The sequence below is a fragment of the Nocardioides sp. genome (assembly GCF_030655615.1).
Classification (GTDB): domain Bacteria; phylum Actinomycetota; class Actinomycetes; order Propionibacteriales; family Nocardioidaceae; genus Nocardioides.
The window spans coordinates 1-12,311 of record NZ_JAURVJ010000141.1 but is presented as its reverse complement, the minus strand read 5'-3'; the positions used below and the strand labels follow the sequence as shown (position 1 = coordinate 12,311).

The 12,311-nt window shown below is 72.9% G+C and carries 13 protein-coding genes and 1 pseudogene; 7 read left to right on the top strand and 7 right to left on the bottom strand.

All coding sequences use genetic code 11. The features are described 5' to 3' along the window. Positions 1 to 188 precede the first annotated feature (188 nt). Complete coding sequence (locus Q7T52_RS11990) at positions 189 to 641, bottom strand: hypothetical protein (protein WP_304802762.1); 453 nt, start codon at positions 639 to 641, stop codon at positions 189 to 191. Positions 642 to 742: 101 nt separating this feature from the next. Here Q7T52_RS11990 and Q7T52_RS11985 point away from each other — a divergent pair, with 101 nt between their 5' ends. Both Q7T52_RS11985 and Q7T52_RS11980 read left to right on the top strand, forming a co-directional pair. Continuing rightward, positions 743 to 1,435: a response regulator transcription factor gene (locus Q7T52_RS11985; RefSeq protein ID WP_304802760.1), complete on the top strand. Its 693-nt coding sequence runs from the start codon at positions 743 to 745 to the stop codon at positions 1,433 to 1,435. Then, positions 1,435 to 2,745 (top strand): HAMP domain-containing sensor histidine kinase, encoded by a 1,311-nt coding sequence (locus Q7T52_RS11980; protein WP_304802758.1) that lies wholly within the window; start codon positions 1,435 to 1,437, stop codon positions 2,743 to 2,745. The genes Q7T52_RS11985 and Q7T52_RS11980 overlap by 1 nt, the downstream gene beginning before the upstream one ends. Positions 2,746 to 2,848: 103 nt before the next feature. On the opposite strand, the gene Q7T52_RS11975 is transcribed toward Q7T52_RS11980, so the two are convergent. From Q7T52_RS11975 to Q7T52_RS11965, 3 genes are all read right to left on the bottom strand, one after another. Beyond that, entirely contained in the window at positions 2,849 to 3,235 is a 387-nt protein-coding gene (locus Q7T52_RS11975; protein ID WP_304802756.1) for a hypothetical protein, read from the bottom strand. A 28-nt stretch (positions 3,236 to 3,263) separates the two neighbouring features. Beyond that, a complete protein-coding gene (locus Q7T52_RS11970) occupies positions 3,264 to 3,644 on the bottom strand; it encodes a hypothetical protein (protein WP_304802754.1) in 381 nt (126 codons plus the stop codon). Between the two features lie 433 nt (positions 3,645 to 4,077). Continuing rightward, positions 4,078 to 6,123, bottom strand: coding sequence for an NAD(+) synthase (locus tag Q7T52_RS11965; RefSeq protein WP_304802752.1), 2,046 nt, complete (start codon positions 6,121 to 6,123; stop codon positions 4,078 to 4,080). 96 nt (positions 6,124 to 6,219) lie between these two features. Between Q7T52_RS11965 and Q7T52_RS11960 the strand changes: the two genes are divergently transcribed. Both Q7T52_RS11960 and Q7T52_RS11955 read left to right on the top strand, forming a co-directional pair. Beyond that, positions 6,220 to 6,696, top strand: coding sequence for a VOC family protein (locus Q7T52_RS11960; protein WP_304802750.1), 477 nt, complete (start codon positions 6,220 to 6,222; stop codon positions 6,694 to 6,696). 32 nt (positions 6,697 to 6,728) lie between these two features. Next, the gene (locus tag Q7T52_RS11955) at positions 6,729 to 7,142 is read left to right on the top strand and encodes a VOC family protein (RefSeq protein WP_304802748.1); all 414 of its coding nucleotides are present in this window, start codon (positions 6,729 to 6,731) and stop codon (positions 7,140 to 7,142) included. A 10-nt stretch (positions 7,143 to 7,152) separates the two neighbouring features. Here Q7T52_RS11955 and Q7T52_RS11950 read toward each other — a convergent pair whose 3' ends face one another. Next, positions 7,153 to 7,827 (bottom strand): hypothetical protein, encoded by a 675-nt coding sequence (locus Q7T52_RS11950; protein WP_304802746.1) that lies wholly within the window; start codon positions 7,825 to 7,827, stop codon positions 7,153 to 7,155. Continuing rightward, positions 7,824 to 8,828, bottom strand: coding sequence for a hypothetical protein (locus Q7T52_RS11945; protein ID WP_304802744.1), 1,005 nt, complete (start codon positions 8,826 to 8,828; stop codon positions 7,824 to 7,826). Before Q7T52_RS11945 ends, Q7T52_RS11950 begins: the two co-directional genes overlap by 4 nt. Before the next feature lie 67 nt (positions 8,829 to 8,895). Here Q7T52_RS11945 and Q7T52_RS11940 point away from each other — a divergent pair, with 67 nt between their 5' ends. The 3 genes from Q7T52_RS11940 (at position 8,896) to panB (ending at position 11,861) form a co-directional block, all read left to right on the top strand. Continuing rightward, positions 8,896 to 10,047: an MFS transporter gene (locus Q7T52_RS11940; RefSeq protein WP_304802742.1), complete on the top strand. Its 1,152-nt coding sequence runs from the start codon at positions 8,896 to 8,898 to the stop codon at positions 10,045 to 10,047. Beyond that, a complete protein-coding gene (locus tag Q7T52_RS11935) occupies positions 10,040 to 10,900 on the top strand; it encodes a hypothetical protein (RefSeq protein WP_304802740.1) in 861 nt (286 codons plus the stop codon). The genes Q7T52_RS11940 and Q7T52_RS11935 overlap by 8 nt, the downstream gene beginning before the upstream one ends. Positions 10,901 to 11,000: 100 nt before the next feature. Beyond that, positions 11,001 to 11,861: a 3-methyl-2-oxobutanoate hydroxymethyltransferase gene (gene panB, locus Q7T52_RS11930; RefSeq protein ID WP_304802738.1), complete on the top strand. Its 861-nt coding sequence runs from the start codon at positions 11,001 to 11,003 to the stop codon at positions 11,859 to 11,861. A 107-nt stretch (positions 11,862 to 11,968) separates the two neighbouring features. Here the strand turns inward: panB and Q7T52_RS11925 are convergent. Next, a pseudogene (locus tag Q7T52_RS11925) lies at positions 11,969 to 12,311 on the bottom strand (hypothetical protein); the annotation flags it as partial.

Sequence of the window (12,311 nt, the reverse complement as noted above, 5' to 3'; positions counted from 1 at the left end):
TCGCCCTTGCGGCCGGCGACGCGGAACGCGGCCCCGCCGACCCCGTAGGACATAGCCCAGGTGGCGCGGCTGCGGCCGGGGATGCGGCGGCCGGGCCGGTCAGTCCGGGACACAGCAGGACTCCTGACGGCGGGACGCGGGGAGGACCACGCCGCCCAGGGTAGGGGTGGCGGTCCAGGGCCGAGGTGTCAGTCGTCGTCGGGGAGGGTGTTGACCTCGCGGTCGGAGAGCGTGGGGACGCCGCTGTTGCAGTAGACGTCGAGCTCGACGGACCGGTCTCCCGACGCGAACGTCGCGTCGACGTCGTCGTCGGGGCCCTGCTCATAGCTGATCACCCGCCAGCCGGTGGCCGGCTCGGCCGCGTCGCCGAAGGCCACCGCGCCCTGACAGGTGACGTCGAACGTGCCGTAGTCGCCGTCGAACGACCCGGACTGGCGGGTCGCCCCGGGGTCGGGCTCGGCCACGCCCTCCTCGTCGACCTGGGCGTCGCGGACCGCCTGCTCGGCGCCGGTCAGGGGGCCCCGGTCGCGCACGCTGGCGCCGACGCCGGTGACGGCGACCAGGCCCACGACGACGGCCACGGTCGCGGCGACGAGCCACGCGGCGACGTAGCCGAGGGTGCGCGAGGTCGGTCGGGCCACGCGTCGATCTTGTCGCACGTCGACCGGTGACGACCTCAAGCCGGGGTTAAGGCGAGGCCAAGGCGCTCGGCCGCGACGTCGCCGGCCAGTAGGTTCGCGGGGTGGTACAGGTGCTGATCATCGAGGACGACGCGCGGATCCGGCCGCTGCTGATGCGGTCCCTCGACGAGCGGGGGTACGCCGTCGCGTCGGCCTCGACCGGGTTGCAGGGGCTGCAGCTGGCCGTCGACACCAAACCCGACCTGGTGATCCTCGACCTCGGCCTGCCCGACATCGACGGCACGCAGGTCCTCGCGATGCTGCGCGCCGTCAGCGACGTGCCGGTGATCGTGGCCAGCGCCCGCGACGACGACCCGTCGCTGGTCGGCTGCCTCGACGCGGGCGCCGACGACTACGTGGTGAAGCCCTACACGACCGCCCAGCTGGAGGCCCGGATCCGGGCCGTGATGCGGCGTACCGCAGGCGGGTCGGCCGCGGGCGCGCGGCGCGTCCTCACCCTGGGCGACCTGTCCATCGACGTCGCCTCGCGGCAGGCGGCGCTGGCCGGGACGACCCTCGACCTGAGCCCCAAGGAGTTCGACCTCCTGCGGTTCCTGGCGGAGCGGCCCGACGACGTGGTGACCAAGCGGGAGCTGCTCGTCGAGGTGTGGCAGCAGCCGTGGGGCGGGTCGGACAAGACCGTCGACGTCCACCTGTCGTGGCTGCGGCGCAAGCTCGGCGAGTCGGCGTCGGAGCCGCGCTGGCTGCACACGGTGCGCGGGGTCGGCGTACGGCTGAGCGACCCGAGCCGCTGATGCGCCGCAGCCTCACGCTGACCGTCGCGGCCGCGACGACGATGGTGCTGCTCGCGATGCTGGTGCCGATGGCGGTGCTGCTGCGCAGCTATGTCCTCGAGGACCGGCTGGCCCAGGCGGCGCTCGAGGTGCAGACCACCGAGTCGGTGGTGTCGGTCGCCAACGGCGAGGAGGGCTCCATCTCGTCCTACGTCGACAAGGTCAACGCCGACGGGGGCAACCAGACGACCGTGGTGCTGCCGGGTGGCGCGTCGATCGGTCCGGAGCCGGGCGCCGAGGAGCAGGCCCGGATCGCCGAGGCCCGCACCACCGGCACCGCACGGGTCGACGACGTCGACGGCGGCACGGTGATCCTGGTGCCGGTCTCGCTGGGCCGCAGCACGCCGGGCCCCGAGGACACCCCCGTCATCCGGGTCTTCGTCCCTGCGCCCGGCTGGGAGTCCGACCTGGTCCGCAGCTGGGCCATCCTGCTCGCCCTCGGCGTGTCCCTGCTCGCCGGCGCGCTGCTGCTCGCCGACCGGCTGGGCCGCTCGTTCGTCACCCCGCTCGGTGACCTGGCGTCCTACGCCGCCCGGCTGGGGGTCGACGGTCGGCCCGAGCCGCCACCGCCCGACGGCCCCGAGGAGGTCCGCGAGCTCGGCGTCGCCCTCCACCGGCTGGTCGGGCGGGTCGAGGTGCTGCTCGAGCGCGAACGGGCGGGGATCGCCGACGTGTCGCACCGCCTGCGCACGCCGATGACCTCGCTGCGCCTGCGCGTCGACGGCCTGGCCGACCCCGACGAGCGGTCGCGGATCGGCGAGGAGCTCGACCAGCTGCAGGCCACCGTCGACGCGGTCGTGCGCGAGGCCCGGCGCTCGGAGCGCGAGGGGCTGACCGGCGTGGTCGACGGCGTCGCGGCGCTGGCCGACCGGGTCCGCTGGTGGGCGCCGCTCGCCGAGGACCAGGGCAGGTCGTTCTCGCTGGTGGTCGACGTGGAGGGGCCGGTCGCGGTGAGGGCCGGCGCCGACGACCTGGCGGCGCTGGTCGACGTGCTGCTCGACAACGCCTTCACGCACACGCCCGACGACGCGGCGGTGCTCGCCACGGTCGACGCGGCGCCGAGCGGCGGGGTGCGGCTGGTCGTCGAGGACGCCGGGCCCGGGCTGCCGGACGGCGACGTCGTCGGGCGGGGAACCTCCGGCGGCGGGTCGACCGGCCTCGGGCTGTCCATCGCCGACCGGACGGCCGCCGAGTCAGGCGGCGGCCTGGAGACGGGCCGGTCCGCGGCGCTGGGCGGCGCGCGCGTCGCGGTCGTGCTGGGCGCGGGCTGAGGCTCCCGCACAACTACTGCTGAAAGTAGCCGTCGCCCCGCCCCGCTGAGCGGGGGCGGGGCGACAGCGTGTGACTTTGGTCAGTGCTTGTGCGGGCGACGCGTCAGGCGACGGTGACCGTGGCACCGCACGCGGTGCGGGTGCCCACGCGCTTCGCGGTGAACCGGAACGTCTCGCTGCCCGGCGTACCCCGCACGACGCGCTCGACGTCGACGTCGCCCTCGCGGTCGGCGGTGCGGACGACGCTGGCGATCCGCTTGCCGTCGTGGCGGACGACGACGCGCCACCTGGTGCCGGGCGCGACGCGGTCGAGGTCGACGGAGACCTCGTAGCCGCCGTCCTCGCGGTCGACCGACAGCTCGTAGCGGCCGCCGCCGCACACGCCGCCGCGGTCGACGTCGGCCTGGGCCGCGGGGGCGGTGACGAGCAGGGCGGCAGGGCCGGCGACGAGGACGCCGACGGTGGTGAGGGCGATGGTGCGCTTTTCCATGGGGATCTCCTGGGGTCGGTGGTGGACGTCAGCGGCTGGCGGTGGCGAGGCAGGGCTCGCCGTCCGCGGGGATGGCGGTGACCTCGAAGGTCGAGGAGCCGTTCTCGTCGACGGGCGCGTCGAGGTCGAGCTCGCCGTCCTCGTCGGTGGTGCGCTCGCCCTCGAGGACGACCGAGTCGCCCTGGACGACGCTGACCTGCCACACCTCGCCGGGGCCGCTCGACTGCAGCTCGTACTCCAGCTCGAGGCCGCCGTCCTCCTCACCGACGGTGAGGACGTACGCCGTCCCGGCGCAGGTCCCGCGCTCGGTCGTCTCGCCCTCGTCGGCGACGGCCATCCACGTGCCGGCGCCGACCCCGACGACGACGACGGCCCCGACTGCGGCGGCGATGGCGATCTTCTTCTTCATGTGCTGCTCCTCGTGCTGGTCTCGTTCGTCCTGGTGACGAGGGAGACGATGCGCGAGCGGGCGCTAACACCGTGTCTGTGACGGGCTAAGGGGGCGTTAAGGCGGTTGACGGGTCGCGGTCAACTCGTGCGATCGCACGAGTTGGGTGAGTCTGGGGTCCGGTCTTCCGGTCAACTCGTTCGATCGCACGAGTTGGGTGGGTCTGGGGCCCGATCCGCAGCCCAACTCGAGCGATCGCACGAGTTGGTACGACCCCAGGCCCGGACTTCCGGTCAACTCGTTCGATCGCACGAGTTGGGTGGGTCTGGGGCCCGATCCGCAGCCCAACTCGTTCGATCGCACGAGTTGGTGCGTGCTCAGGCCCGATCCCGGCGCCCAACTCGAGCGATCGCACGAGTTGGTCCACCACGCCCACCGGACCCGACCAGGACGGCTAGACCTTGGGCACGTTCTCCAGCTCGGCCAGCCAGGCGGCGGGTGAGGCGTCGGACGGCATCCGCCAGTCGCCGCGGGGCGACATGGTGCCGCCGGGGGTGACCTTCGGTCCGTTGGGGAGCGCCGAGCGCTTGAACTGGTTGGCGAAGAAGCGCCGTACGAACACTTCGAGCCAGCGCCGGATGGTGGCCAGGTCGAACTCGCCGCGCCGGTCCTCGGGGAAGCCGGACGGCCACTCCCCCGCCTCGACGTCGTGCCAGGCGTGCCAGGCCAGGAAGGCGATCTTGCTGGGCCGGTAGCCGCGGCGGAGCACGTGGTAGAGCGCGAAGTCGACCAGCGGGTAGGGGCCGGTCGAGTCCTCGGTGCGCTGCGGGGCCGTGTCGGCCTGGGCGGGTATCAGCTCGGGGGTGATCTCCTGGTCGAGGATCTCCTGGAGCACCGCGTCGGTGGTGGCGTCGTACTGGCCGGTGTCGATGGCCCAGCGGATGAGGTGCTGGATCAGGGTCTTGGGGACGCCGCCGTTGACGTTGTAGTGCGACATCTGGTCGCCGACGCCGTAGGTGCACCAGCCGAGCGCGAGCTCGGACAGGTCGCCGGTGCCGAGGACCAGGCCGCCGCGGTGGTTGGCCAGGCGAAAGAGGTAGTCGGTGCGCAGGCCGGCCTGGACGTTCTCGAAGGTGATGTCGTAGACCTCCTCGCCGTCGGCGTAGGGGTGGCCGAGGTCGTCGAGCATCTGCCGGGCCGCGGCGGTGATGTCGAGGGTCTGGAAGGTGACGCCGAGGCTCTCCGACAGGCGGGTCGCCAGGCCGCGGGTGGCGGCGCCGGTCGCGAAGCCCGGCATGGTGAACGCGAGGACGTCGGTGCGCGGGCGGCCGAGCCGGTCCATTGCCTTGGCCGCGACGATCAGCGCGTGGGTCGAGTCGAGACCGCCGCTGACGCCGATGACGATCTTGGGCTGCCAGGTGTCGGTGCTCATCGAGCGCAGCCGCTGCTCGAGCCCCGAGACCTGGATGTTGTAGGCCTCGTAGCAGTCCTGGGCCAGGCGGGCCGGGTCGTCGGGGACGAACGGGAAGCGGCGTACGACGCGGCGCAGGCCGATGTCTCCGGCCGGCGGGTCGAGGGTGAACTCGACGGGCGTGAGCGCGCTGTCGAGCTGGGACCGGCGGTTGTCGTCGAAGGTGCCCTGCCGCATCCGCTCCTGGCGGACGCGGTCGAGGTCGATGTCGGCGATGGTGCGGCGCGGGCCGTCGGGGAACCGGTCGCCCTCGGCGAGCAGGTCACCGCACTCGTAGATCATCGTCTGGCCGTCCCAGCTCAGGTCGGTCGTCGACTCGCCCTGGCCCGCGGCGGCGTAGACGTAGGCCGCCTGGCAGCGCGCGCTGGCGCTGCGCACGAGCAGCCGGCGGTCCTCGGCGCGGGCGATGGTGATCGGGCTGCCGGACAGGTTGAGCAGCAGGTGGGCGCCGTTGAGGGCGGCGGCCGCACTCGGCGGGACCGGCACCCACATGTCCTCGCAGATCTCGACGTGGAAGGTCAGGTCGGGCAGGTCGTCGGCGCGGAACAGCAGGTCGGGGCCGAACGGCGCCACGTGCTCGCCCACCGTGATGTCGCTGCCGTCGACGTCGTCGCCGGCGGCGAACCAGCGCCGCTCGTAGAACTCGCGGTAGGTCGGCAGGTGGCTCTTGGGCGCCACGCCCAGCAGCCGCCCGCCGTGGATGACCAGCGCGCAGTTGTAGACCCGGCCAGCGTGCCGCAGCGGGGCCCCGACCACGATCACCGTCCGCAGCGTGATGCTGGCGGTGACGACCTCGTCGACCGCCTCGACCACCGCGTCGAGCAGCGTGTCCTGCAGGAACAGGTCGTCGAGGGCGTAGCCGGTGAGGCAGAGCTCGGGGAACAACGCCACCGCCACGCCCTCGTCGTGGGCCTCGCGCGCCTGCTCGACCACCCGCTCGGCGTTGGTCGCCGGGTCGGCGATGGCGACCGGGAGCGTGCAGGCCGCGACCCGGGCGTAGCCGTGGGCGTAGGCGGAGTAGAAGTCCACGCCGCGAGTCTAGGGACGACCGATCCCGAGCGATGAGTCCGTGGTCGTGGCGGAGTCTGCACCGCCGACCCACCCGAGCCGCGAAGGGAGCGACCCATGTCCAGCATCAGCCCGTGCCTCTGGTTCGACGACAACCTCGAGGAGGCAGCCGCGTTCTACACGGCCATCTTCCCGCGCTCCTCGATCGGTCACCTCGCGCGCCACGGTGACACCGGGCCCGGCGAGAAGGGCAAGGTCATGGCCGGCGAGTTCACCCTCGACGGGACGACGTTCCGGGGCATCAACGGCGGCCCCGAGTTCTCGTTCTCCGAGGCCATCTCCTTCAGCATCAGCTGCGCGGACCAGACCGAGGTCGACTACTACTGGGACTCCCTCGCCGACGGCGGCGAGGAGTCGGTGTGCGGCTGGCTCAAGGACCGCTTCGGGGTGTCCTGGCAGATCGTCCCGGCCCGGCTCTACGAGCTGGTCTCCGACCCCGACCCCGCCCGCGCCAACGCCGCCACCCAGGCGATGCTCGGCATGACGCGCATCGTCGTCGCCGAGCTCGAGGCCGCCGCCGACGCGGCTGCGTGACCACCCATCAGCCGACCCTCACAGGAGACAACATGACCACCCGACTCAACCCCTACCTCGCCTTCCAGGGCCCGGCCCGCGAGGCGATGGAGTTCTACCAGTCCGTCTTCGGCGGCGAGCTCAACGTGATGACGTTCGGCGACATGGGCGGCATGGGCATGCCCGAGGAGAGCCACGGCCTCGTCATGCACTCCGACCTGATGGTCAACGACGGCGTGACGCTGATGGGCTCCGACCAGCCAGGTGACGACGCGCCGGTCAACGGCTCGGTCAGCCTGAGCGGCGACGACGACGCCACGCTGCGCGCCTGGTGGGCCGGGCTGGCCGAGGGCGGCGAGGTCACCCTCCCGCTCGAGGTCGCGCCCTGGGGCGACGCGTTCGGGCAGCTCACCGACAAGTTCGGGATCGCCTGGATGTTCAACATCGCGGGCACCCCCGCCGCCTGACCCTTCGGCGTCAGCCGTCCTCGCGCCGGGCGAGCCCGGGCTGCCCCCCGTTGAGCAGGTCGAGGTCGGAAGCTCCGATCACGATCGTGACCGGCGCGACCCCGCGGACCGGCTCTGGCGTCTCGAGCAGGTAGCCGCCGGGATAGCCCCACACCGTGCGGCCGTCGGAGACGGTGTAGTCCACCTCGACGTCGCCGATGAGCGCCACGGGCACGATCCGCGTGTCGGTGTAGGTCAGCAGGCTCTCGACCAGCGGCGTGGTGACGGTCCAGCTGGCGGGATCGTCGGGGTCGCCGTCGTCGTCGAGCTCGACGGCGATCGTGCCGCCCCCGGTCGCTCCGCGGATCTCGTAGGACACCTCCACGGCGTACTCGACGGGTCCGTCGGTGCCGCGGCCCGTCGGCGAGACCAGGGCGACCCACGGGTCCTCGATCGAGTCGACGACCGAAGGCAGGGCCGACCCGATGTCGACGTCGTCGGCGTAGGAGCCGACGTCGACGGCATCGGGGTCGGTCATCCCTTCGACCGTCGCCAGGTCGCCCGCGGCCAGCGCGTCGACGTAGGCCTGGGCGGCCGCCCGGGCACCCGCCTCGTCGGCGTGGCGGTCGCCGGAGCACGCGGTCAGCGTGACCGCGAGGGCGAGGGCGAGCGCGCCGGCGAGGACGCCCCTCGCGGGGCAGGTCACCGGACCTCCTCGAGCGCGTAGTCGAAGACCGCGGGCTCGCGCGTCGCGCCGTCGATCCCGATCCGGCCGCTCCCGGTGAAGCTCAGGAGTCGTACGCCGTCCGGCCCGCGGTAGCGGAACGCGCCGCCCTCGAGCACGACGGTGTCACCGTCGACGGTCGTCGTCGGAACCTGCGTGAGCCCGAGCCACCAGCCCCGTCCGTAGGAGTCGACCCCGCGACTCTCGACGAGGGCGTCGACCGGGCAGGTGAAGCGCCCCGGGACCCGGCAGCTTTCGAGGTCGGCGAGGACCTGCTGCCGGACCTTGGTCTCCGTGGTCGTGGTGGGTGCCAGCCGCAGCTGCGGCGGGCCCACCGGGTCGCCCGCCAGGACGGCAACCCGCTCCTCCTGTGAGGAGTAGAAGATGCCCAGGCGCGTCTGGGTGCGATAGACGGCCGGATAGAGCGGCTGGACCTGCGAGTCGCTGCCGCCCGCGAGCGGCCGGCGGACGAGCCGGCTGCCTCCGACGTAGTAGTCGGTCGGGATCGCACTCGGGATCGCGGCCCAGTCGATCGACCCGATGTCGCCCACGACGCGCCAGTCGTCGACCTCGTCCCCGTCCGACCCCGTGAGCCGGCCGAGCCGCACGGGCCACAGGCGCTCCTCGCCATCGAGCCGGTAGGTCACCTCCACCTGGCGGAAGTCGTCGAGCTGAACCCGGAAGGGCACGTCGACGTCCGGTGCGGTCTCGACGTCACCCACCGACACCACCTCGACTCGCTCCTCGGCCGCGAGCAACAGGTCACCGGCGGTGCGCAGCGCAGCGGGGTCCTCGGTGACCGCCATCGACCACAGGCGGGGCAGGTCGTCGCTGTCCGCTGAGGCGACCAGGTCGACGTAGGCCGTCGCCGCCTCCCGGGAGGCGTCTCCCGGCTCGCCGCGGCGCACCACGACCGCCGTCACGGCACCAGCGACGAGCGCGGCCACCGCGACCGTGACGACGACTCTCGGGCGGCTGGTCACGCGGCCTCCCTACCCGGGCCGCGATCACCTCAACCCCACCAGCGCGCCTCCCCTCTACGGTCAGGACATGAAGTCCTGGCAGCGCGTCGCCCTGGCGATGTTCGCCGTCGGGTGGGGTGCCAACCAGTTCACACCCGTGCTCATCGCCTACCGCGACGAGCTGGGGATGTCGGTGCAGACGCGCGCGCTGCTCTTCGGGGTGTACGCCGTGGGGCTGGTGCCCGCGCTGCTCCTCGGTGGCGCGGCGTCGGACCGGTGGGGGCGGCGGGCGGTCGTGCTGCCGTTCGTCGCGCTCTCACCGGTCGCGAGCGTCGTGCTCGTCGTCGAGCACGACTCGGTCGCCGGGCTGGCTGTGGCACGACTGCTGGCGGGGGCGTGCTCGGGCGTGGTGTTCAGCGCTGCCACCGCCTGGGTCGCCGAGCTGTCCGAGACAGGGGCCGGTCCGCGGCGTGCGGCGATCGCGCTCTCGGCCGGGTTCGGGGCCGGGCCCCTCGTCACCGGGCTGGTGGCCCAGTGGGCACCACGCCCCCTCGAGACGCCCTACCTCCCCCACGTCGTGCTCGGCGTCCTCACCCTCCTGCTCGTGCTGCGCGTCCCCGGCCCGCGGCCGGTGGGCATCGCGCTGCGCCCGCTGATCGGCATCCCCGACGTGACCCGCGGCCGGCGGTTCCTGCTCGTCGTGGCGCCGTCGGCGCCGTGGGTGTTCAGCTGTGCCGCGATCTCGATTGCCTACCTGCCGGGCGAGATCGGCGGGTCCCAGTCCGGTGCGCTCGCCTTCGTCGGGATCCTGTCGGGCATCACCCTCGGCTGCGGCGTCGCGGTGCAGGGACTGGCGCGCCGGCTCGACGACCGTCGGCCCTTGCTCGCCGGCCAGGTCGGCCTGGCCGCGGCCGTCGTGGGCGGGTCGCTCGGCATCGTCGCCCTGGCCACCGACGTCCGCTGGCTCCTGCTGCTGAGTGCCCCGGTGCTTGGCGGCGCCTACGGCTGCGTCCTGGTCTCCGGCCTGCGCGAGACCGAGCGGCTCTCGCGACCCGACGAGCGCGGAGCGACGGTCGCGGTGTTCTACGCGCTCACCTACCTGGGCTTCGCCGTCCCCTACGTCCTCGGCGCGTTCGGCGGCGGCATCCCCGCGCTCGCCGGCGCGGTGGTCGTCGGCATCGGGTGCCTCGTCGTCGTGACCGTCGCCGGTCGCCGACCCCTGGCGCTCGACAATGCGTGAACCTCCGGCCGGAGTCGCGGAGGCCGTCGTCCTCGACGTGGTGCGCGGGTCGTGGCAGCCCAGGGCCGACGCCATCGCCCACCTGCCGGTCGGGTTCGGTGCGCACCACTGGGCGGTCTCCGTCGACGGGACGCCGACTCTCTTCGTCACCCTGGACGCCCTTGGGAAACGTCACGACCTGAGGTCGCTCCGATCGACGTACGGCGCCACGTCAGCCCTCGCCAGGGCGGGCCTCGACTTCGTGCACGCCTCCCTCGAGCCGTGGGCCGTACCTCTCGGCGGCGGCGCGTTAAGCTCGACACCGTGGCTCGAAGGCGTGAGACCCAGCTCGCTCGACCTCGCCGCAACTGCAGAAGCGCTGCACCGTCTGCACACGACGCCGCCACCGTCGGGCCTGCGCCAGTGGCGTCCGCTCGTCGGCCCCGGCCTTGCTGACGACCTCGCCGACCGTGTTCGTCCCGCTTGGCGCACCGGACCGTTCGGGGAGCTGGCGCGGGCCGCGATCGCGGACCGTCTGTCCGCAGTGACCGGCTGGGTCGCGGCCTACCACGCCTTGGCGGCCGAGGCCCGCGCCCGGACCTGGGTCCCCACCCACGGCGAGCCAGGGCTGCACAACCAGCTCGTCACCCCTACCGGCCTCAGGCTGGTCGACTGGGAGTCGCTGATGCTCGCACCGGCCGAGCGCGACCTCCTTACGCTCGGTACCGGCGATCCCGCGATGCTCGAGATGTTCGACCTGGAGTGGCGCCTCGTCGAGGTCAGTCAGTACGCCACCTGGTTCGAGGCCACCCACACCGGCACCGCCGACGACGAGGTCGCCCTGCAGGGGCTCCTCGACGAGCTGGGAGCGTGAGCGGGGACACATGCCGATCGGCGGCGACCCGGCCTAGCCTTGATCCCGTCCGTGGACTCCATCAGGGAGCCGCGAGACGACACCGATCGGAGACTCAAGGATGAGCACGCCCGAGGAGACCGCCCCCTACGGCACCGGCCCGGCCAAGCCCGCCGCCGCCCTACCCGCCAAGCGCGTCCGCACCCACCACCTGCGCGAGATGAAGGAGCGCGGCGAGAAGTTCTCGATGCTCACGGCCTACGAGCAGTACGCCGCCGCGACCTTCGACGAGGCCGGCATCGAGGTGCTGCTGGTCGGCGACAGCGCCAGCAACAACGTCTACGGCAACGAGACCTCGCTCCCCGTCACCGTCGACGAGCTGCTCCCGCTGACCCGCGCCGTCTCGAGGTCCGTGCGCCGATCGCTCGTCGTGGGCGACCTGCCCTTCGGCAGCTACCAGGCGTCGGCCGAGCAGGCCTACCTGACCGCCGTCCGCTTCATGAAGGAGGGCGGCGCCCACTGCGTCAAGCTCGAGGGCGGCGTCGAGATGGCGCCGCAGATCCGCAAGCTCACCCAGGGCGGGATCCCCGTCATGGCCCACATCGGCTTCACGCCGCAGTCCGAGCACACCCTCGGCGGCTACCGCGTGCAGGGCCGCGGCGAGACCGGCTCCCGCGTCCTCGAGGACGCGCTCGCCGTCGAGGAGGCCGGCGCCTTTGCGGTCGTCATGGAGATGGTGCCGGGCGACATCGCCGGCCAGATCACCCAGAAGCTCGTCATCCCGACCATCGGCATCGGCGCCGGCCCCGACTGCGACGGCCAGGTGCTCGTCTGGCAGGACGCCTTCGGCCTGCGCCAGGGCAAGATGGCCCGCTTCGTCAAGCAGTACGCCGACGTCCACGCGGTCCTGCTGCAGGCCGCCCGGGACTACGACGCCGACGTCAAGGCCGGCACGTTCCCCGGCCCCGACCACACCTTCTAGACCACACGGAGGTCGAGGAGGTTGCGCTGGCAACCGTCACGAGACCACCCGATCGCAGCCGGTCGCGCCTGTGACCCCGCCGGGTGAGCGGGGTCGGGGCGCGGTGGTCAGGGTTCTCGGGTGCGGTCGACGAGCAGGGTGTTGCCGGCCGGTGAGTGCCACACGTAGACCCCGGGGGCGGGCATGTCGTAGGTCCAGGCGGAGAAGGTCTTGGCGCGGTGGTGTCCTCGGCACAACCTGGCGACGTTGGTGGACTCGGTCTTGCCGTCGGCGCCGCCGCCGGTGTCCTCGGCTGTGTCGTAGGGGATGCGGTGGTCGCGGTCGGTGCGGGTGCGGGTGCAGAACGGGAACACGCAGCGCCGGTCGCGGAGGTCGACCTGTTCGGCGATCGCGGTGCTCGGGACGTAGCCGTGGTGGGACAGGTTGGTGTTGAGGTCGATGACGGGCTTG

Coding starts and splice junctions, on each gene's coding strand:
- Q7T52_RS11980 (WP_304802758.1), top strand. CDS start 1,435: ATGCGCCGCAGCCTCACGCTGACCGTCGCGGCCGCGACGACGATGGTG.
- Q7T52_RS11975 (WP_304802756.1), bottom strand. CDS start 3,235: ATGGAAAAGCGCACCATCGCCCTCACCACCGTCGGCGTCCTCGTCGCC.
- Q7T52_RS11970 (WP_304802754.1), bottom strand. CDS start 3,644: ATGAAGAAGAAGATCGCCATCGCCGCCGCAGTCGGGGCCGTCGTCGTC.
- Q7T52_RS11960 (WP_304802750.1), top strand. CDS start 6,220: ATGTCCAGCATCAGCCCGTGCCTCTGGTTCGACGACAACCTCGAGGAG.
- Q7T52_RS11955 (WP_304802748.1), top strand. CDS start 6,729: ATGACCACCCGACTCAACCCCTACCTCGCCTTCCAGGGCCCGGCCCGC.
- Q7T52_RS11940 (WP_304802742.1), top strand. CDS start 8,896: ATGAAGTCCTGGCAGCGCGTCGCCCTGGCGATGTTCGCCGTCGGGTGG.
- Q7T52_RS11935 (WP_304802740.1), top strand. CDS start 10,040: ATGCGTGAACCTCCGGCCGGAGTCGCGGAGGCCGTCGTCCTCGACGTG.
- panB (WP_304802738.1), top strand. CDS start 11,001: ATGAGCACGCCCGAGGAGACCGCCCCCTACGGCACCGGCCCGGCCAAG.